Origin of the sequence: Pseudoalteromonas sp. APC 3355, assembly GCF_030407615.1 — a bacterium.
Taxonomy (GTDB): domain Bacteria; phylum Pseudomonadota; class Gammaproteobacteria; order Enterobacterales; family Alteromonadaceae; genus Pseudoalteromonas; species Pseudoalteromonas distincta.
In genome coordinates, this window is record NZ_JASDDB010000001.1 from 242341 (window position 1) to 262494 (window position 20154).

17 protein-coding genes and 2 pseudogenes are annotated in these 20154 nt (G+C 40.8%); 7 read left to right on the forward strand and 12 right to left on the reverse strand.

Annotated features, from left to right (window positions below):
- Window positions 1-11: 11 nt before the first annotated feature.
- The 6 genes from QMA08_RS01020 to QMA08_RS01045 all read right to left on the reverse strand — a co-directional run bounded on the left by QMA08_RS01020 (window position 12) and on the right by QMA08_RS01045 (window position 6880).
- Window positions 12-857, reverse strand: a complete 846-nt coding sequence (locus QMA08_RS01020; protein WP_024596856.1) for a UDP-2,3-diacylglucosamine diphosphatase — start codon at window positions 855-857, stop codon at window positions 12-14.
- A gap of 217 nt (window positions 858-1074) precedes the next feature.
- Window positions 1075-2799, reverse strand: a complete 1725-nt coding sequence (locus QMA08_RS01025) for a proline--tRNA ligase (RefSeq protein WP_149602592.1) — start codon at window positions 2797-2799, stop codon at window positions 1075-1077.
- Window positions 2800-2889: 90 nt separating this feature from the next.
- Window positions 2890-3594, reverse strand: a complete 705-nt coding sequence (tsaA, locus tag QMA08_RS01030; protein ID WP_002961223.1) for a tRNA (N6-threonylcarbamoyladenosine(37)-N6)-methyltransferase TrmO — start codon at window positions 3592-3594, stop codon at window positions 2890-2892.
- Window positions 3595-3807: 213 nt separating this feature from the next.
- Window positions 3808-4377: an outer membrane beta-barrel protein gene (locus tag QMA08_RS01035; RefSeq protein ID WP_002961225.1), complete on the reverse strand. Its 570-nt coding sequence runs from the start codon at window positions 4375-4377 to the stop codon at window positions 3808-3810.
- Between the two features lie 259 nt (window positions 4378-4636).
- Entirely contained in the window at window positions 4637-5101 is a 465-nt protein-coding gene (locus tag QMA08_RS01040; RefSeq protein ID WP_002961226.1) for an acyl-CoA thioesterase, read from the reverse strand.
- A 132-nt stretch (window positions 5102-5233) separates the two neighbouring features.
- Window positions 5234-6880, reverse strand: coding sequence for an electron transfer flavoprotein-ubiquinone oxidoreductase (locus QMA08_RS01045; RefSeq protein WP_290173360.1), 1647 nt, complete (start codon window positions 6878-6880; stop codon window positions 5234-5236).
- A gap of 221 nt (window positions 6881-7101) precedes the next feature.
- Here QMA08_RS01045 and QMA08_RS01050 point away from each other — a divergent pair, with 221 nt between their 5' ends.
- Both QMA08_RS01050 and QMA08_RS01055 read left to right on the forward strand, forming a co-directional pair.
- Window positions 7102-7851, forward strand: a complete 750-nt coding sequence (locus QMA08_RS01050; RefSeq protein WP_290173361.1) for an electron transfer flavoprotein subunit beta/FixA family protein — start codon at window positions 7102-7104, stop codon at window positions 7849-7851.
- Window positions 7852-8778: an FAD-binding protein gene (locus QMA08_RS01055; RefSeq protein WP_290173362.1), complete on the forward strand. Its 927-nt coding sequence runs from the start codon at window positions 7852-7854 to the stop codon at window positions 8776-8778.
- 128 nt (window positions 8779-8906) lie between these two features.
- Here the strand turns inward: QMA08_RS01055 and asnS are convergent, their stop codons facing one another.
- Entirely contained in the window at window positions 8907-10304 is a 1398-nt protein-coding gene (gene asnS, locus QMA08_RS01060) for an asparagine--tRNA ligase (RefSeq protein ID WP_290173363.1), read from the reverse strand.
- A gap of 297 nt (window positions 10305-10601) precedes the next feature.
- Between asnS and QMA08_RS01065 the strand changes: the two genes are divergently transcribed.
- Window positions 10602-11036, forward strand: a complete 435-nt coding sequence (locus QMA08_RS01065; RefSeq protein ID WP_002961231.1) for an ATP-binding protein — start codon at window positions 10602-10604, stop codon at window positions 11034-11036.
- A 283-nt stretch (window positions 11037-11319) separates the two neighbouring features.
- Window positions 11320-11415: pseudogene (locus QMA08_RS20300) on the forward strand (hypothetical protein); the annotation flags it as partial.
- A 277-nt stretch (window positions 11416-11692) separates the two neighbouring features.
- Here the strand turns inward: QMA08_RS20300 and QMA08_RS20305 are convergent.
- From QMA08_RS20305 to bioA, 5 genes and pseudogenes are all read right to left on the reverse strand, one after another.
- Window positions 11693-12142, reverse strand: a pseudogene (locus QMA08_RS20305) (ATP-binding cassette domain-containing protein); the annotation flags it as partial.
- 14 nt (window positions 12143-12156) lie between these two features.
- Window positions 12157-13656, reverse strand: coding sequence for an iron ABC transporter permease (locus QMA08_RS01075; RefSeq protein ID WP_290173365.1), 1500 nt, complete (start codon window positions 13654-13656; stop codon window positions 12157-12159).
- Window positions 13656-14696, reverse strand: a complete 1041-nt coding sequence (locus tag QMA08_RS01080; RefSeq protein ID WP_290173366.1) for an extracellular solute-binding protein — start codon at window positions 14694-14696, stop codon at window positions 13656-13658. The genes QMA08_RS01075 and QMA08_RS01080 overlap by 1 nt, the downstream gene beginning before the upstream one ends.
- Window positions 14697-15509 (reverse strand): hypothetical protein, encoded by an 813-nt coding sequence (locus tag QMA08_RS01085; RefSeq protein ID WP_290173367.1) that lies wholly within the window; start codon window positions 15507-15509, stop codon window positions 14697-14699.
- A gap of 171 nt (window positions 15510-15680) precedes the next feature.
- Window positions 15681-16982, reverse strand: a complete 1302-nt coding sequence (gene bioA / locus QMA08_RS01090; RefSeq protein ID WP_290173368.1) for an adenosylmethionine--8-amino-7-oxononanoate transaminase — start codon at window positions 16980-16982, stop codon at window positions 15681-15683.
- A 95-nt stretch (window positions 16983-17077) separates the two neighbouring features.
- Between bioA and bioB the strand changes: the two genes are divergently transcribed.
- From bioB to QMA08_RS01105, 3 genes are read left to right on the forward strand one after another with little or no spacing between them, the layout of a single operon-like run.
- Window positions 17078-18118, forward strand: a complete 1041-nt coding sequence (gene bioB / locus QMA08_RS01095; protein ID WP_002961242.1) for a biotin synthase BioB — start codon at window positions 17078-17080, stop codon at window positions 18116-18118.
- A 10-nt stretch (window positions 18119-18128) separates the two neighbouring features.
- Window positions 18129-19280 carry an 8-amino-7-oxononanoate synthase gene (locus tag QMA08_RS01100; RefSeq protein WP_290173369.1) on the forward strand — a complete coding sequence of 384 codons (1152 nt, stop codon included), beginning with the start codon at window positions 18129-18131 and terminating at the stop codon, window positions 19278-19280.
- The gene (locus QMA08_RS01105; protein ID WP_290173370.1) at window positions 19277-20152 is read left to right on the forward strand and encodes a methyltransferase domain-containing protein; all 876 of its coding nucleotides are present in this window, start codon (window positions 19277-19279) and stop codon (window positions 20150-20152) included. Before QMA08_RS01100 ends, QMA08_RS01105 begins: the two co-directional genes overlap by 4 nt.
- Window positions 20153-20154 lie beyond the last annotated feature (2 nt).

Sequence of the window (20154 nt, forward strand, 5' to 3'; positions counted from 1 at the left end):
AAAATCAGCTGCTAAGCAGCTGATTTTTTTGGTTTGGTATTTGTTGACGTATTTAAAGGCGTGTTAAGAATAGCTATGTCTGCGCTATCGAGTATAAACTGTGTATCTGACCAATGTAGTAATTCTATCTTTCCATCTTGCTGCTCTACAAGCGCAGTACAGCTCTCAATCCAGTCACCATCGTTACAGTACATAATACCGTCATCCACTTTTATTTTGGGATGATGAATGTGCCCACAAATAATACCGTCTACGTTTTGTTTTTTAGCTTCATGAACTGCGGCATCTTCAAAGGCACTAATCGCTTCTCGAGCTTTGTGTACCCGAGCTTTTATCCATGATGCAAGCGAGTAGTAGTTACCACCAAATATTTTACGTATACGATTGGTCCAGCGATTTAAAAATAATAAAAAGTCGTACCCTGCATCCCCCGCAATACTAACAAGTTTGTTATAACGAGTCGCTGAATCAAAGTCGTCGCCGTGTATAAGTAAAAACCGTTTATTAGCTTTAGTGGTGTGAATAAACTGCTGGTGGATTTCAACACCAAATAATGTTTGATTTATATAGTTTCTAAACGCTTCATCATGATTACCGGGAATATAAATGACACGTGTACCGCTAGCTGCTTTTGTCTGTATGCAGTTTAATACTTCATAATGAGAAGGGTGCCAATAAAACTGTCGTTTCATCGACCATAAGTCAATAATATCACCCACTAAATAAAGTGTGTCGGATTCTACCGAGTTTAAAAAATCAAGTAAGTAATCAGCTTTACAATCTTTGTAACCTAAATGAACATCAGATATCCAAATGGCTGGATAATGTTGTTTTTTACGCAGTTGATTGTTTGTCATGCCCGTCATCCATAGTGTAATAATTAAACACTGTAGATAAATCTAATGACACTTATGAGACACTTTAGCGAAGCCTCCATGACAATTTATACCAAGGCACGTAATTAAAAGATTTCTACAAAGCTAGGGAAGGTGAGTCATTGAGCAGCTTTTATTACGCATAAAAAAGGCCGCATTTTAAATGCGGCCTTTTAGTCTATTTTGAGCGTGCGTGTTATTAACCTTTAACAGCCGCTTTAATTGCATCAATTGCAGTGTCTATATCAATCATTAGCTTCTCACCGGTGCGGCGGTTTTTAAGCTCAACTTTATTCTCGTCAAGGTTACGCTCACCAATTACCAGCGTAAATGGTACACCAATTAGCTCCATGTCATTAAACATAACACCAGGGCGCTCTTTACGGTCATCAAATAACACATCAAGACCTGCATCTTTTAAACCTTGGTAAAGGTTATTTGCAATATCAGGAATACGATGCGATTTGTGCATGTTCATTGGAACAATTGCTAAATCGAATGGCGCGATTGATTTTGGCCAAATGATCCCGTATTGATCGTTGTTTTGTTCAATAGCAGCAGCAACAATACGTGAAACACCAATACCGTAACAACCCATGGTCATGGTTTGGTTTTTACCACCTTCGTTTAATACTCCCGCTTTCATTGCTTCTGAGTATTTAGTGCCAAGTTGGAATATATGACCTACTTCAATACCGCGTTTTATTTGTAAAACGCCTTGGCCACATGGGCTCATATCGCCTTCAACAATATTACGAATATCAGCAACTTCGTAATCAGTTACGTCACGATCCCAGTTAATACCGCTGTAGTGCTCGTCGTCTTTATTAGCACCGGCAACAAAATCAGCAAGGATATTAGCGGCTCTATCGACAATAATAGGCATAGATAAGCCCACAGGGCCTAATGAGCCAGGTTTTGCACCAATAGCAGCAACAATATCTGCCTCTGTTGCCATTTCAAGCGGAGAGTCTACTAATGGGTGCTTTTCAGCCTTCAATTCATTCAAATCATGATCGCCACGAAGTACAAGCGCCACTAAACCACGTACATCGTTTTCATCAGGCGCACCGTAAACAATTAAGGTTTTAACACCGCGATGAGGTTTTACACCGTAGTGCTTTTTAAGCTCATTAATTGTTTTAGCGTCAGGAGTAGGGAATGCTTTTAACTCTTTACTTGCTTCTGGGCGTGGATCGTTTGGCGCTAGAGCTTCTGCTTTTTCAATATTAGCTGCGTAATCACTGCCATCACTAAATGCAATTGCATCTTCGCCCGACTCAGCAAGTACATGAAACTCGTGAGATAAGCTACCACCAATAGACCCAGTATCAGCAAGTACAGGGCGGTAATCAAGGCCTAAACGCTCAAAAATGTTACAGTATGCTTTGTGCATCGCTTGATAAGTCGCATCTAAACACTCTTCACTTAAGTGAAAAGAGTAGGCATCTTTCATTGTAAATTCACGAGCACGCATCACACCAAAGCGAGGGCGACGTTCGTCGCGTACTTTAGTTTGTACTTGATACAAAGTAACTGGTAACTGCTTGTAGCTGCTTATTTCTTTACGTACGAAATCAGTTATTACTTCTTCGTGTGTTGGACCAAGTGCAAACGTACGGTTATGACGGTCTGTGAAGCGCATAAGCTCAGGACCAAATTCATTCCAACGGCCAGACTCTTCCCACAAATCAGCGGGTTGAATTACAGGCATTAACATTTCAATAGCACCTGCTTTGTCCATCTCTTCACGTACAATGTTTTCTACTTTACGTAGCACACGTAAACCAGAGGGTAACCAAGTGTATAAACCCGAAGCGACGCGACGGATCATACCGGCTCTAAGCATTAACTGATGCGATACGATTTCAGCATCTGATGGCGTTTCTTTAAGTGTTGCGAGTATATATTGGCTTGTACGCATGTTTTTTTCCGAAATAGAGTAATTATGTTCTTTTAATAGAGCTTAAGTTTAACAGCGGATGCTTTTACACTAAAGCGCTAAGTGAGTTATTTAGTTTTTTTCTATGTTTGTTACTACGTTATGCTCGCCATTGACTTGCCAGCGAATATTATAATTGTACAAAGTCATACCATAGCTTTGCTCGCCGTCTTTTTGTTTTTTATAGGCAGGGCGGGGATCTTGTTTTAAAACATTAGCTATAAAATCATGTAAATCTGGGTATTGTGTTTGCGCATTAACAAACTCAATTGCCTGTGGGCTAAATTCAACCGTCATTTGTGTTTCTGGGCGTGTATCTGCAAAGCCAGCACTGGCGTCAAGCATTGCATCTGAATAGGGTAAGTACGGTTTAATATCGATAATGGGGGTGCCATCAAGTAAATCAATGCCAGCGAGTAATAAACTAAGTTGTCCATTTTTATACTCGATACCTTCAAGTTTTACTGCGCTCATACCAATCGCGTTTGGTCTAAATGTAGCGCGGGTAGCAAATACACCTTTTCGCTCATTGCCACCTAAACGAGGTGGGCGCACCATAGCAGAATAACCTTTATCGGCCGTTTCATGAAAACGAAATAACAACCAAATATGAGTAAATTCATCTAAACCACGTACAAACTCTTCGCGATTAAAATCAGGTGCAAAAATAAGTTTTGCCTTGGCTTGTGGCACTAAACGAGGCTGCCTAGGTATAGCAAACTTTTGTTTATAAGGAGATTCAATGTGGCCAATAGCCGAAATGGTATAATCGCTCATAGTACTCGGGTACAAATAAAATAGAGCGCTATTCTACCTGCATTTAGTATTTATGGCATTAGTGTAAGTAAGTTTATTGCTTATAGACCAAGCGGTTCAAAATCATTTATTAGACTGAGTGGTTTATATTTTGTATTAATGTATTTAAAAAGGACCTAAAACAAAAAAGGGCAAGCTCATAAGCTTACCCCTCTCATACATGTTAAAGATTAATTAAAACATGTATTGAACTGATACAGATGCTACATCCATGTCTGGATCAATATCGTCATCAAGTTTGTAGCGTTCGTACTCTAAACGAAACTGTACATTTGTTGTAAGTGCGTATTCAATACCCGCACCGTAAAATGCATCACCACCATCTGTAGACGCTGTTACACCACCTACTGGTAAATCTTGTGTGTAATCTGCATCCCACTCAAGCCAACCGCCTTTTGCATATACAGAAAAGCTTTCTGTTATTGGGTAGCCCAAACGTGCGGCAAGCGATACGCCATCAATTTCAGCTTTGCTGTCTATATCACTTACTTCATCAAAGTTTTGATAAGCAAGTTCTAAGCTTAGGTATTCGTTAAACTGAGTACCAATATAGCCTTTAAGCATTTGTGCATCGTCGTCAAAGTCAGTGTCGTTATCACTGTCTTCAAATTCAAAAGAATATTGACCGTAACCGATACCAGTATAAATACGTGGAGAATCGAAATCAGAAATGTCAGCGTGTGCTGCAGAGTTAAAACCCAGTGTTGCTAGTGCAATAGCTGAAAGAGAAAGTGTTTTAATCATTGAATAGCTCCTTTACAAAAAATAATCAAATGCTTGATTTCATTAATCAAACTTCAATTATCTACTTGCAGCGAGCGTGCCAATATTAAAATGGATTAAAAACACGCCATAATTAGTTCTTTTGTATTGGTTTTTACATTATTTAGCGTGTTTTATAATCAAAGTGAACTTTTGTGTAATTGTGTACTCTAAAATAAGTTGTATGTTTTACAAAGTATAATGAGTTTTTTACATAGCCTTACTCTATTTAAATAAGTAATTAGACTTCATGAAGTAAGTTTTCTGTTTCAATTGCTATTTCTTTCATTTTTATAGCGTAATTTTCTAATTTGATGTCTTCATCGGTCACTGCTTTAAACGAAGGCACTTCTATTGGGTAGCCCGTTTCATCCATTGCAATAAAGCTGATAACACAATGGTTTGTTTCAACCATATTTTGCGTTTTTGGATCGCCACACCTAACTTGAATAAATATTTGCATGCTACTTCTGCCCGTATGGGCAATTTTAGCTTCTACTTCGACTATTTGACCCACTAAAATAGGGCGTCTAAATTTAACACCCGCAACCGAAACAGTTACGCAGTAATGACCACTCCAACCTGCAGCGCACGCATAACCTGCTTGGTCAATCCACTTCATGACGGCCCCACCATGAACTTTACCACCAAAATTAACATCAGTAGGCTCTGCTAAAAAACGAAAAATAACTTTTGACGACGGCATAAATAACACTCTTATTATTAAAACTACTATTAGCATAACGTAAAAAAGGGGCCGAAGCCCCTGCAATTTAGGATATGTTTATAATTTATATGTAAAAAACGTAGTTATATAGCTATACAGCGCATAATTTAGTTACATATTAGGATAATTTGGCCCACCTGCACCTTCAGGTGTTACCCATGTAATGTTTTGGCTTGGGTCTTTAATATCGCAGGTTTTACAGTGCACACAGTTTTGGGCATTAATAACAAACTCTTTATTGCCTGCAATTTCTTGTACTTCGTAAACGCCTGCTGGGCAATAACGTTGTGCGGGTTCATCAAATTTAACTAAATTTACGCTAATAGGAATTGACGCATCTTTAAGCTTTAAATGACACGGCTGTGATTCTTCGTGGTTAGTATTTGATAAAAACACACTTGAGAGTTTATCAAAGCTAAGGTGTCCATCTGGTTTTGGATACGCAATTTTGTCAGCGGCGTTAGCTTCAACAAGGGTAGAGTGATCGGGCGTATTATCTTTAAATGTAAACGGTAAACCGCCATTAAAAATATTTTGATCAAGCGTGTTATACGCACCACCTAAAAATTTACCGAGCTTGTGCATTGCAGGGCCAAAGTTACGAGATTGATATAACTCTTTATATGCCCACGATTGCTCAAACGCAGTTTGATAATGAGTTAAATCGGTATTTGCCAACTCATTTTGCAATGCTTCAAAAATAACTTCAGCGGCAACCATTCCCGATTTCATTGCAGTGTGATTACCTTTAATTTTTGCAAAATTAAGTGTGCCTGCATCGCATCCTACAAGTAGGCCACCTGCAAAATGCATTTTTGGTAATGAATGTAAACCGCCCTTAGCAATAGCACGCGCACCGTAAGCAACACGTTCAGCGCCTTCAAGTACGTTTTTAAATACTGGATGGTGCTTCATTCGCTGAAACTCATCGAACGGGCTTAAATGTGGGTTTGAGTAATTTAAATCAACAATTAAACCCACAACAACTTGGTTGTTTTCACTGTGATACATAAATGCACCACCATTAGTATCGCCGCTAAGTGGCCAACCTGTACCATGAACAACTTTGCCAAGCTCATGCTTACTTTCATCAATTTGCCAAATTTCTTTAAAGCCTAAACCGTAATGCTGCGGCGATGAATCTGCATCAAGTGCAAACTCATTAATTAGCTGCTTACCTAAATGACCTCGGCAACCTTCAGCAAAAATAGTGTATTTTGCACGAAGCTCCATGCCTGGCATGTAACCGTCTTTTTCATTCCCGTCTTTGTCTACACCCATATCGCCAGTAATAATGCCTTTTACTGCTTCATCTTCAATTATTAAAGAGTGTGCGCTAAATCCTGGAAATATCTCTACGCCTAAGCTTTCAGCTTGCTCTGCAAGCCATCGACATACATTGCCCATAGATACAATGTAGTTACCATCATTATGAAATGTTTTTGGTGTAGCAAAGTGGGGGATTGATGTCGCTTTTTGCTCGTTATTAAACCAATAAATTTCATCGTTAGTTACTTTGGTTGTAACCGGTGCGCCAAGCTCTTGCCAATTAGGTAGTAGTTCATCCAAAGCTTTGGTTTCAAAAACAGCACCAGAGAGTACATGTGCACCTACTTCAGAACCTTTTTCGACTACGCAAATCATGCACTCTTGTTGTTTTTCTTGTGCTAATTGTGCGAGTTTAATTGCACTTGAAAGCCCAGCGGGGCCTGCACCAACAATTACTACATCAAATTCCATGGTTTCACGTTCGACCATAATAACCTCTTTATCTATGACGGACTTATTTGAATGTTTACTACGCATTTAAATAAGGTGTACAGCCTATTTATAACCTTGCAAATTAAATGTTACAGACTGTGAATAGTTAAAGGTTATTTTAGGTTGACGTTTACGTCAACAGGAAGTAGTCTAATTTCATAAAATAAATAGGTTGACGTGCACGTTACCTTGTAGGTTTAAATAATTATGGAGTTCCTATGAAAGTTCTCGTACCAATAAAAAGAGTGATTGATTACAACGTAAAAGCACGCGTTAAAAGTGATAACAGCGACGTTGATTTAACCAACGTTAAAATGGCAATGAACCCGTTTTGTGAGATTGCTATAGAAGAAGCAATTCGCCTTAAAGAAGCCGGTACCGCCACTGAAGTGGTTGCCGTAACTATTGGTCCAAAAGCAGCACAAGAACAATTACGCACAGCATTAGCATTAGGCGCTGACAAAGCCATTCACATCGAAACCGATGAAAAGCTCGAGTCACTTCATATTGCAAAGTTACTCGCTAAAATTGTAGAGCAAGAAACGCCTGAACTTGTCATTTTAGGTAAGCAGTCAATTGACTCAGATAATAATCAAACAGGTCAAATGCTTGCTGCATTAACTAATCGCGGGCAGGGTACATTTGCATCAAAAGTAGTTATTGAAAATGGCAAAGTAAACGTAACTCGCGAAGTTGATGGCGGGCTGCAAACGGTAGCACTTAACTTACCGGCGGTTGTTACAACTGATTTACGCTTAAATGAGCCTCGCTATGCATCACTGCCAAATATTATGAAAGCCAAACGTAAGCCGCTTGAAGTAATAGCAGCAGATTCGCTTGGTGTTGATTTAACATCGCGTATGCAATTAATAAGTGTAGAAGAGCCAGCTAAACGCACCGCAGGAATTATTGTTGAAGACGTTGCACAGCTTGTAGAAAAATTAAAAACAGAGGCAAAGGTGATTTAAATGAAAACACTCGTAATTGCAGAGCACGACAACGGTGCCTTAAAACCAGAAACCTCAAAAACTATTAACGCCGCAGTAAAAATGGGTTTTCCTATTGATGTACTAATTGCAGGTAACAACTTAAGCGCAATGATTTCACAAGTGGCCAGCATTGATGGCGTAGCTAATGTTTTAGTTGCTGATAATAGCGTTTATGAACATCAGTTAGCTGAGAGCATGAGCGATTTAGTTTTATCAATTAGCGACAACTACAGCCACATTGTTGCAAGTGCTACTACAACGGGCAAAAACTTTATGCCACGTGTTGCTGCGCTATTAGATGTTGCGCAAATTTCTGAAATTATCGCAGTAGTGGACGCCGATACATTTAAACGTCCAATTTATGCAGGTAATGCAATCGCCACGGTTAAATCACTCGACAGTAAAAAAGTAATTACCGTACGTGCCAGTAGCTTCGATTTACAAGGTGAGCAATCAGCCGCTGCTATAACAAATATTGATACAGTATCAGATTCGCAATTAAGCAGCTTTGTAAGTGTTGAGCAAACAGAATCAGAACGCCCTGAGCTTACAGCAGCTAGTGTGGTCATATCGGGTGGTCGCGGTATGCAAAACGGTGAAAACTTTGCATTACTTAATGGTATTGCCGATAAACTAGGTGCAGCTATTGGTGCATCGCGCGCTGCAGTTGATGCGGGCTTTGTACCTAACGACATGCAAGTAGGGCAAACAGGTAAAATTGTAGCGCCTAACTTATATATTGCAGTAGGTATCAGCGGTGCTATTCAGCATTTAGCCGGCATGAAAGATTCAAAAGTAATCGTCGCGATTAATAAAGACCCAGACGCACCTATTTTTCAAGTTGCAGATTACGGGTTAGTGGCTGATTTGTTTGAAGTACTGCCACAGTTAGAGAGTGCTTTATAGCCTTCAAATAAACAAACTTATTCTGGTTGAAAGCCGTGGTGCTCATTGAGTGCTGCGGCTTTTTTATACGGTTAATTCAAGACACAAAAAAACCAGCCAATTGGCTGGTTTTTACGGCTAACTTAGTATTAGTAAGTTGCGCTGCCTTTAGTACGAGGGAAGGCAATAACGTCACGTACGTTGCCCATACCTGTTACGTAAGCAACTAAGCGTTCAAAGCCTAAACCAAAGCCTGAATGTGGCACGCTACCGTATTTACGTAAATCGCGGTACCAGCTGTAATCTTCTTTGTTTAAGCCCATTTCTTCTAAGCGTGCATCAAGCACATCAAGGCGTTCTTCACGCTGTGAACCGCCAATGATCTCACCAATACCAGGTGCTACAACGTCCATTGCGGCAACGGTTTTACCGTCTTCGTTTTGGCGCATGTAGAATGCTTTAATATCACGTGGGTAGTTTTTAATAACTACCGGTGCTTTAAAGTGCTCTTCAGCTAAGAAACGCTCGTGCTCAGACTGTAAATCTACGCCCCATTCAACAGCGTACTCAAACTTTTTGCCACAGTTTTTAAGGATTTCTACAGCGTCTGTGTAGTCAACTTGTGCAAAGTCTTTATCTACAAATTCTTCTAAACGCGTAATTGCGGTTTTTTCTACACGTTGTGCAAAAAATTCCATATCATCACGGCGCTCTTCAAGTACGGCTTTAAACACATACTTAAGCATGTTTTCAGCAAGTTTTGCTATGTCTTCTAAATCTGCAAACGCTACTTCAGGCTCTACCATCCAAAATTCTGCAAGGTGGCGAGATGTATTTGAATTCTCTGCACGGAATGTAGGGCCAAATGTATAAATTTTTGACATTGCAGACGCGTAAGTTTCGCCATTTAACTGACCAGATACAGTAAGGAATGCTTCTTTACCGAAGAAATCTTCGCTGTAATCAACATCGCCTTTATCTGTAAGCGGTAAGTTTTGCATATCAAGCGTAGATACACGGAACATTTCGCCAGCGCCTTCACAGTCACTTGCCGTAATGATTGGCGTGCTGATCCAGTAAAAGCCTTGCTCGTGGTAAAAACGGTGAATAGCTTGTGCTAAACAGTTACGTACACGAGTTACCGCGCCAATCATATTTGTACGAGGGCGAAGGTGAGCGTGCTCACGTAAGTACTCAATGCTGTGGCGCTTTGCCGACATTGGGTATGAATCTGGGTTTTCTACCCAACCTAACACAGTCACTGAGTTAGCTTGAATTTCGTAAGATTGACCTTGGCCAGCAGATTGAACTAAAACACCAGTAACCGACACAGAACAACCGGCTGTTAAGCTAGTAACTTCATCATAATTATTCAGTGAATTAGGAACTACCGCTTGAATAGGATCAAAACACGAACCGTCATGAACGGCTAAAAATGAAATTCCTGCTTTTGAATCGCGGCGAGTACGGATCCAGCCCTTAATTGTTACTTGGCTGTCTACCGCAACATTGCCTTTTAATAGCTCTGAAATCGCTAAATGGCTCATCTTCACTCCAATGATATAAGTTGCCTAACTATTTTATTTTAACTGTGCGCAACACTCGGGCATAAATTGCACATAAACGGCGCTGCACTTGAACCCTGTATCTTACCTAGTAAAGTTAAATAAAAAAACTATTGTGGGCAACTCTTTAAAAGTTTTTATGCATGCGGTTTATTTTTAAACAGTTTTTAGAGTTTAATTGCCACTATTATGATTTGTTGCTCTGAAATTTAATGATTTTGTGGCATTATTAACATCCAAACTAAATTAATATTTATTCACCCTTAAAAAATCGATGCTATGAAACAAGTTTTTATTTTACGAGGACTACCAGGAAGTGGTAAGTCTTACTACGCGCAAAGCCTTGCTGACGAATTAGGTGGAGCCGACGAAAGTCAGTATCTAATTTGCTCAACTGATGATTACTTTAATAATGAGCAGGGCGAATATCATTTTGATAAATTTAAGTTACCACAATTTCATAATTTAAATTTGGCGCGCTTTATAAATGCACTTGCTCAAGGCATTCCATTGGTAATTGTAGATAACACCAATATTAAAAAGTGGGAATTTATAGCTTACTCTCAAGCTGCCGTTGCTTTAGGTTATCAAGTAAAAGAAGTGATAGTGGGTGAAGTAAAAGACAAAGCTATGCAGCACCTATACGCTAAACGAAACTCACATAATGTGCCGCTAAAAACCATAAGCAAAATGGCCTACATGTTTGAGTGGTAGTACTTCGAGTTTAGTTAGTAACATACATAGCAATACCTATTAAAAAGCCCATATATGGGCTTTTTTGGTTTATGTAAGTTACAAGGTAATTAAGCTTTTTGTTTATAAACCGCTAATGGGTGCGAGGTACTTAGTGATACATGCACTTCGTCGCCAGGGTTTACCACAACTTCATGGCTTACTCGGCTAGTTACAACCGTAGAGCACGCAAGTTTTACAGCGCACAAGCGGCTGCCACCTTCAAAGCGTACCCAAATTACTTCGCCGTTATTGCCAACACTGCTTTGTACAAGTAACACATCGTCAGGGCGTAGCAGTACATCAACGTCGCCACTTTCACAGTCAACGCCATGAGCGGGCGCATTACCAATTGAGGTAGTGGCTTGTCCTTGGCTAAATTGGCCTTTAATAAAGCTTGCTTCACCTAAAAAGCGTGCCACAAAGCGATTGTTTGGGGTACTAAAACAGCGCTCGGGTGTATCAATTTGCTGAATTTCGCCGCCTTTAAGCACACCAACACGATCGCCAACTGAGAGTGCTTCTTCTTGGTCGTGTGTTACCCAAATAGCGGGTACGCCAGCGGCTTTAAGTGCGTTTCTAATATCCCAACGAAGCATGTCTTTAAGGGCGGCATCTAAGTTTGAAAGCGGCTCATCAAGTAATACAAAGTCAGGTTGGTGGGCAAGGGTGCGCGCAAGTGCAACGCGCTGCTTTTGTCCGCCAGAAAGTGTTGCTGGTTTTTTGTCTCTAAAATCGCTCAGTCCAAGTAGGTTTATCCAATACTCAGCAGGGGCTGTATCTTTTAATCTAAAGCAAATGTTTTGCTGTACGGTTAAGTGCGGAAATAACGCAAAATCTTGAAACACCATACCTACACTGCGTTTTTCAGGAGGTAGTGTTAATTTGGGAGTAGCGCGCCATTTACCCGTGTTTATTTCGCCTTCGCTAATAGGTATAAGGCCAGCAAGGGCTTGTAAAATTGTACTTTTACCACAACCTGTTGGCCCTACAAGCATAAGGATTTCGTTTTCACCCAGCGAAAAGTTTAAATCGCTTACTACGCGGTTACTGCCATAATCTATAGACAACTGACTTACAGATAGCATTGTTTCTTAAATCCTTAATGTTCAAACTGGTTGCGTTTTTCGCCAGACATCATAATAGCTAACCCGCAGGCAGATATCACTACTAACAATAACCCAGGAATCGCGGCGCGACCAAAATAGCCCGCTTCGTATACACGCCATAAATATGTAGAGAGGGTTTCAAACCCTGTAGGACCAAGTAGTAGCGTGGCTTCTAGTTCGCGCATTGACTCTAAAAACACCAGTGCTGCACCGGCAATAATACCGCGCATAGTTAAAGGTAGTGTTATGCGAGTAAATACTTCACGTGGGCTTGCCCCTAATACGCGCGCAGACTTTACTAAGCTTGGATCTAAGTGTTCGGTGCTTGTTCTAACAGAGCCTACAGCAAGTGGTAAAAATCGCAGCATATAAGCAATAATAAGCAATCCCAGTGTTTGATATAAAAACGGTAACTGCAAACCACCGTAAACAAGCGCTGTGCCCATTACTATGCCCGGTATACCAAAACCAAAGTAAGTAACACGCTCCATTATACGACCCGCTTTTCCGCTAAGTGCAGCATGTGCAACGGGGATCGCAACGATAACAGCTACAATTGCCGCAATACCCGATGCATACGTAGAGTTCCATGCAATATTAAAATCAAATGAGCTAAAACCATCGCGAGCTAACCAAAGTGAAAATATAGCCAAAGGCAAGCCAATAGCGAGTAGTAAAACAGGTGCAAACGTAATAAACATCGCACTTAATTGTAATTTACTTGGAAATAAAATTAACGGGCGACCATGGCGCTCAGGTGCTGTTTTTATTTGTGATTCAACTAAAAGTAAAAAACCGACAATAACCATCAGTTGAAGCGAAAGCATTGCAGCGCGTCCTAACGCAAAGGCGTTATATTCAACATAAATTACGCGAGTAAAGGTATCTAAGCGCATCATTGCGGGCGTACCAAAGTCAGATAACGTATAAAGCGCGACTAACAATGAGCCTGCTGCAATACCGTTAACTACGCGCGGTAATATCACTTTGAATATACTTTGCGTCATCGACATGCCCAGCGTACGCGCAGCGTTAACCATGCTTGCGTCAAGGCTTAGTAAGGATGAGCGAGTTGTCATCATTACAAACGGGAAGGTATAAAGCGTCATTACAATGGCGGCACCTGTTAGGCCATACATAGATGGTGTTTCTATTCCTGTTAAGGTATTTATTTCGCCACCGGGGCCAAAAGCAGCATAGAGGGTAAATGCGCCAATATAACTGGGAATTGCCAGTGGGGCTGCAAATACAACCAGCCAGAGCTTTTTAAATGGTAAATGCACATACGCGCTAATAAACGCCAGTGGCACACCAATTAAAATAGATCCGAGTACCGTTAAACCCATTAACGATAACGTGTTACCTAAAATTTGAAGATTGTGGGTGTCAAACACTGAGCTTGCATCACTTGCAAGCACAATTAATACATAAACAGGGGTAAGCGCAACAAGCGCTGCAAGCAGCGCCATTGGATAAGAGGCAGGTATTTTCATTACAATACGCCGCTGCTTCGCATCAAATCTATAGTAGGGCGTAAATCAGCTAGCTGTGTTAAATCTACTTTAGGTGGAGAAATATTAGCAAGTGACGGTAAACCCTCAGGTTGGGTAATACCATTTACTAACGGAATTTCGTACGCTTCACTGGCTAAGTAACCCTGTACTTCTTTACTTAGTAAGTAACGCATAAAGTTAGTTGCAAGCGGATCGTCGTTAAGCGCTAATACACCCGATGCATTAACTAAACAGCCCGCATCATTTTGTGTAAATGCTAAATCTAGCTTGGCATCAGGCTTACCTGATTTTAAACGCAGAGTGTAATAGTGATTTGCAAAACCAATATCAACTTCACCGCGCTCAACGCCCATAACAACACCTAGCTCGCCGGCGTATGTTTTAGCACGTTTTTGAATCTTTTTAAGCCACTTAGCGGTTTTGTCATCGCCTTCTAAGATTCGCATTGCGGTTACAAACGATTGAAAAGAAGCGTAGGCGGGTGCCCAGCCAATACTTAAATCGCTGTCGGCAATTTCCATAATACTTGTTGGAATTTGATCTTTAGTCAAACGCGACGTGTTATATGGCAATGTACGAATACGGCCAGTTACTGGTGCCCACTCTTTATATCTAAACTGTGGTTGTAACTGAGCAGATAAATCACCCGGGATAGGTTGTGCAAGGCCTGCATCGGTTACTAAGCCAATTGCGCCTGAATCAACCGCCCAAAATAAATCAGCGCGGCGAACGCCGGCTTTAGCTTCTGCAACAATCGTATTTGCTAAAGCAGCAGTAGGACCTCGGCGTATACCGAGTTTAAAGTCTGGATTTTTTTTCTGGATTGCTTGTAATACGTTTTCATACAAACCACCTTCACCTCGGCCTAAATAAAGCGTTAACTCGCCTTTAAGCTTTGGTAAATCGTCAACAGAAACAGGGGGTGCTATATCAGCGGCTAGCGCACGAGAAAGAGGCAGTGGCAATGAGCCAACCACCCCTAACGCAGCTAGGCCTTGAATAAAGGTCCTACGCTTCACTTAAAATACATCCTTACGGGCTTTTTCGGCTTTTTCTATTAAAACCTTAGCGCGGTCTAATTTGGTTTGCATGTCACTGATCACATCGCGTACTTCGTCTACGCTTTTGCTGTTTTTAATGGCTTGTGGCAGTGTTACGTTAAAGTCTTTTTCCAGCACTTCAACTAGTTTTGCATCTTGTTCAATAAGAGTACCTTCAACGCCTTCAAACAGGTGCAGATAAGTATCGTGAACAATTTCAGTTGCTTCGTCTCGTAAACGCTCAGCAAATTTAGCTACTACACGGTCTAATTTGTGCTTAATTTCATCAATTGTGGCACTTTGTGTCATTTGAGCTGTAGCGGTTGCTTTTACAGTGTCTAACAAGCCTTTTTGCTGGAATTTAGCAGCAAGCTTAACAGCCCCAAGGCCTTGCCACAAGGCTATGTTCATCGCTTTTTGCTGTTTGCGAACTTCATCAGCAGGCTCTTTATTATCAATGGCCATTTTTACGCCATAAAGACCCTGCCAAATAGAAGCGTATACTGGTACAAAGTTAGTTTCTATTGCACTGTGAAACTTAACTGATTCCCAATATTCAATTAAATCATCAGTTTTTACAGATTTTGCGCCTTTAGTATCGTAGTCGCTTACCATGGTATCAACTTTGCCTACCATCCATTCTACTTCTTCTGCGTAACTTTTAAGGTTAGCTTGAAGATGATTAACATGCTCGCCAATAGGGCCGTTAGCTAATACTGGTTGAGCCATAAACGCCGAGGCTAGTAACAGGCTTGCACCTAAAGTTTTGGCTGGTTTAAATAGTAATTTCATAGCAAAGAAGTCCAAAAAGGTAATTGTAAATGATAGACATTATCATATAGCTAATGGTTAACGAGATCAATAACTACAAACTCGCTTAATAGATAAAAACACTAAATGTAGCGGTAGGTTACAGCAAATAGCGCTATAACCTGTATTAGGATTAGTTATTGAGACCGACTATTAAGCGTAATGCTTGCCTTTAATGGCATTATAAATGGCATCACACAGTGTTTTTATACTTGCATCGTCACTTATATACGGTGGCATAAGGTAAATTAGTTTACCGAATGGACGTATCCATACGCCTTGCTCTACAAAATAAGCCTGAATTTTAGCAACATCAACATTGCCAGCAGCCTCGTTTAGTTCAACAACGCCTATTGCACCTAAGGTACGCACATTGGCAACCGCATCTAGTTCACTGCATTTATTAAGTTGTTGTAGCTGGGTGTTTATTTGCTTTATTCGATGTTGCCAGTTTTGCTCAAGTAATAAATCAATACTTGCGCAGGCCGCAGCACAGGCAAGCGGGTTGCCCATAAAAGTGGGGCCGTGCATTAAAACACCGGCTTCACCTTCGCTTATGCCAATGGCTATTTTATCGCTAGTGATAGTGGCCGATAGCGTCATTGAGCCGCCAGTTAATGCTTTACCAATACACATTATATCGGGCTCTATATTGGCGTGCTCTACAGCAAATAATTTACCTGTACGGCCAAAGCCTGTGGCAATTTCGTCGCAAATTAGCAGTACGTTATATTGGGTGCACAATTTACGTACGCAGGCTAAATAATCAGGGTGATAAAAGTTCATACCCCCCGCGTTTTGTACAATAGGCTCAATGATAAAGGCGGCTACTTGGTTGTGGTTTGCTTTAAAGTATTCTTCAAGCTCTTGGGCTTCAGTTTGGTTAAACTCGCCCCCAAATTGACTAACCGGTGCGGGTACAAATACATGCTCAGGTAAAAAGCCGCTATACAAACTATGCATTGAGTTAACTGGGTCGCATACGCTCATGGCTGCAAAGGTGTCGCCATGGTAGCCCTTGTAAGGCGTCATTAATTTTTGTTTTGTTGTAATGCCTTGGCTTAACCAATACTGCAGCGCCATTTTAATCGCTACTTCAACACTTACTGAGCCGCTGTCGGCTAAAAACACTTTAGTTAAACTGGGCGGCGTTATATTTACTATTTTTTTGCACAGCTCTACCGCGCTGTTATGCGTAATACCGCCAAACATAATGTGGCTCATATTATTAATTTGCTCAATCATGGCGTTATTTATAACAGGGTGGTTATAGCCATGTATTGCGCTCCACCACGAGGCCATGCCATCGATTAATTGCTCACCAGTTTCGAGGTGAATAATATTGTGATTAGCATGTGTAACAGGGTATACCGGAATTGGCTTAGTCATAGACGTATATGGGTGCCAAATGTGCTCACGATCAAAATCAAGGTCAATCGTATTCTTTTTAATCATATGTAAACTTTAATTTGGTGGGCTTCGTTGACAATGGTACTTCAACTCGTAGACTAAGCCAATATCACCGTTATGAAAAAAAATAAGAGAGTATTATGGAACTTGCACCTGTTCGTCACGATTGGACCCACGCTGAAGTTAAAGCATTATTTGAAATGCCATTTAACGATTTACTGTTTAAAGCCGCATCGGTTCACCGTGCTAACTTCAACCCAAATGAAGTGCAAATTTCTACGTTGTTATCAATTAAAACAGGCGCTTGCCCAGAAGATTGTAAGTACTGCCCGCAATCGGGCCATTACCGAACAGATTTAGAACGCGAACGCTTAATAGAAGTAGAAAAAGTAGTAGAACAAGCACGCCTCGCAAAACAAAAAGGCGCTACCCGTTTTTGTATGGGGGCTGCATGGTCAGATCCAAAAGACAGAGACATGCCATACATTTCGCAAATGGTTAAAGAAGTAAAAGAGCTAGGGTTAGAAACCTGTATGACGCTTGGTAAACTCACAAACGAAAAAGCCCATGAGCTTAGAGACGCAGGGCTTGATTACTACAACCATAATCTCGACACATCACCTGAGTATTACGAGCAAATTATATCAACCCGTACTTTTCAAGATAGGTTAAATACCATTGACCACGTACGTGATGCCGGTATGAAAGTATGCTCAGGCGGAATAGTGGGTATGGGCGAGCAAGCAAGCGACCGCTTTGGACTACTTATGCAGCTAGCTAATTTGCCACAACAGCCAGAAAGCGTGCCTATTAATATGTTAGTTAAAGTTAAAGGCACACCGCTTGAAAACGTAGACGATTTAGATCACTTTGAATTTATACGTACCATAGCAACAGCGCGTATTATGATGCCACACAGTTATGTACGTTTATCGGCAGGGCGCAACGCCATGAACGAGCAAATGCAATCAATGTGCTTTTTTGCAGGCGCTAACTCAATATTTTATGGTGACAAACTACTTACCACCGAAAACCCAGACGCTGATGCCGATATGAACCTAATTAAAAAATTAGGCATGAACCCAGAAAAACGTCACGACTATTCAGACGAAGCAGTAGAAGCCTCGCTTTCATCGCAAGTAGCCGACAAAGCAACCTCTGAATTGTTTTATGAAGCGTAGGCTTATATCAATGCCTTTTGATTTTATAAACACGCATCTGCAGGCTCGCCAGCAAGATGCGTTACTTCGTAAACGCCACGTAGTACAACATGCAACAGCGCGAACCATAACGGTTAATAATAAAGCCTACATTAATTTTGCCAGTAACGACTACTTAGGCTTTGGTGATGAGGCTGTTAACCTTAATGACTCCCACGCATTAGGGAGTCACAGCTCAGCATTGGTTACGGGTTATCAGTCTCAGCAAAAAGCGCTTGAACAATACTTATGTGAGCAATTTGGTTATGGCGCAGCAATGCTATTTAACTCAGGGTTTAGCGCTAATAGCAGCGTAATTAAAGCATTGTTTCAAGATAAAGCAGCTGCGCAAAACAGCGCTATTTTTCAAGATAAGTTAAATCATGCAAGCTTGATTGACGGTGCTATGCACTCAAACACGGCATTAGTGCGCTTTAATCACAACGACATGAATCACTTACGTTCACGGCTCGAAAAATCAAAAGCGCAAAACAAGCTAATTATAAGCGAAGGCGTATTTTCGATGGATGGCGATACCGCGCCTCTTAAAGAATTACTCGCACTTACAAAACAGCACAACGCATGGCTAATGATTGACGACGCACACGGCTTTGGTGCATTAGGTAAAACCGGTTTGGGTAGTTGCGAAGCGTTTATTACTCAAACGCTGCCAGATATATTAGTTATTACCTTTGGTAAAGCAGTGGCTAGTAGTGGCACGTGTGTATTGGGCAGTAAACAGTTTATTGATTACATGCTGCAATTTAATCGCGATTACACGTATTCAACCGCTATGTCGCCACTTATGGCAAGCCACACACTTGCGCGTATTAAAAACATAAAAACAGCTGATGATAAACGCGATAAGCTAAATGCCAATATTGCATTATTTAAGCAACTCACTAAAAGTCATAATATTGCTGTAATGGAGTCAAACACAGCCATACAGCCCATTGTATTAGGCTGCGCTGAGCAAACATTGCAAGCGGCAGATAAACTTAAACAACAGGGTATTTGGCTCACTGCAATTAGACCGCCCACAGTTGCACATAACACCTCACGTTTGCGCATTACTTTAACAGCCGCACATACCGAGCAAGATATAACGCACTTAGTTAAGCATTTAGTAGGTGCAATAGCATGACTGCTCAGCCAATATTAAAAACAGACCCAGTGCAAACACAACTTGTAAAACCGTGCCTAGTAAGTAGCGATTCAAATAAAGAATTAAATAAGGAGCCAAATCGAGAGCTAAACAAGGAGCTTAAAAAGTCTACACAAAGTAAGTTCTCAAAGGCGGCGGCGAGTTATAACACCCATGCAAATGTACAAAAACAGGCAGCAAGCGATCTATTTTCACTCATAAAACCAGGCATTAATAAAAATAAGCTTTGTGTTGATTTAGGCGCAGGGCCACTTGTTAATACACTTACCTTACAAAGCGTATTTGAAAGCGTTGTGGCAATGGATTTGAGCTTAAACATGTTGCAAAGTAGTGATTTAACCACACCTAAAATATGCGCCGATATGGATAACTTACCGCTACAAGCAAACAGTGTTGATATAATTTACAGTAACTTTGCAGTGCAGTGGTCTGCTAATTTTTCAACTTTAATGCAATCGCTTTACAGCATATTAAAACCAGGCGGGCAGGCGTACATAAGCACTGTGGTAGAGGGCTCACTTAACGAAATAAAAACGGCCTTTGCCGCGCTTGATTCTAACAGCCACATAAATACCTTTAATAATGAGCAGTATATAAACCAATCAGTCCAAAGTGCAGGGTTTACTATTAACAGCGCTAAAAAGCGTATTTACACCGATGAATACACAACACCTTTAAAAGCTATTGCCTCTATTAAGGTTATTGGTGCAACGACACAAAATCATACCAATACGCGCCAAGGATTACTTACCAAATCGGCGCTACAAAAAGTATGCAGTGCGTATCCGCTTATAAATAACAAAGCATGTGTGTCTTATCATGTGGTGCTGTTATCATTACAAAAACACTAAAT

What these genes read in the sequence shown, in the direction of transcription:
- QMA08_RS01100 (WP_290173369.1), top strand. Translation starts at nt 18,129, where the DNA reads ATGCCTTTTGATTTTATAAACACGCATCTGCAGGCTCGCCAGCAAGAT.
- bioA (WP_290173368.1), bottom strand. Translation starts at nt 16,982, where the DNA reads ATGATTAAAAAGAATACGATTGACCTTGATTTTGATCGTGAGCACATT.
- QMA08_RS01040 (WP_002961226.1), bottom strand. Translation starts at nt 5,101, where the DNA reads ATGCCGTCGTCAAAAGTTATTTTTCGTTTTTTAGCAGAGCCTACTGAT.
- QMA08_RS01035 (WP_002961225.1), bottom strand. Translation starts at nt 4,377, where the DNA reads ATGATTAAAACACTTTCTCTTTCAGCTATTGCACTAGCAACACTGGGT.
- QMA08_RS01055 (WP_290173362.1), top strand. Translation starts at nt 7,852, where the DNA reads ATGAAAACACTCGTAATTGCAGAGCACGACAACGGTGCCTTAAAACCA.
- QMA08_RS01050 (WP_290173361.1), top strand. Translation starts at nt 7,102, where the DNA reads ATGAAAGTTCTCGTACCAATAAAAAGAGTGATTGATTACAACGTAAAA.
- QMA08_RS01075 (WP_290173365.1), bottom strand. Translation starts at nt 13,656, where the DNA reads ATGAAAATACCTGCCTCTTATCCAATGGCGCTGCTTGCAGCGCTTGTT.
- QMA08_RS01045 (WP_290173360.1), bottom strand. Translation starts at nt 6,880, where the DNA reads ATGGTCGAACGTGAAACCATGGAATTTGATGTAGTAATTGTTGGTGCA.
- QMA08_RS01085 (WP_290173367.1), bottom strand. Translation starts at nt 15,509, where the DNA reads ATGAAATTACTATTTAAACCAGCCAAAACTTTAGGTGCAAGCCTGTTA.
- QMA08_RS01065 (WP_002961231.1), top strand. Translation starts at nt 10,602, where the DNA reads ATGAAACAAGTTTTTATTTTACGAGGACTACCAGGAAGTGGTAAGTCT.
- QMA08_RS01020 (WP_024596856.1), bottom strand. Translation starts at nt 857, where the DNA reads ATGACAAACAATCAACTGCGTAAAAAACAACATTATCCAGCCATTTGG.
- QMA08_RS01105 (WP_290173370.1), top strand. Translation starts at nt 19,277, where the DNA reads ATGACTGCTCAGCCAATATTAAAAACAGACCCAGTGCAAACACAACTT.
- QMA08_RS01025 (WP_149602592.1), bottom strand. Translation starts at nt 2,799, where the DNA reads ATGCGTACAAGCCAATATATACTCGCAACACTTAAAGAAACGCCATCA.
- asnS (WP_290173363.1), bottom strand. Translation starts at nt 10,304, where the DNA reads ATGAGCCATTTAGCGATTTCAGAGCTATTAAAAGGCAATGTTGCGGTA.
- bioB (WP_002961242.1), top strand. Translation starts at nt 17,078, where the DNA reads ATGGAACTTGCACCTGTTCGTCACGATTGGACCCACGCTGAAGTTAAA.
- tsaA (WP_002961223.1), bottom strand. Translation starts at nt 3,594, where the DNA reads ATGAGCGATTATACCATTTCGGCTATTGGCCACATTGAATCTCCTTAT.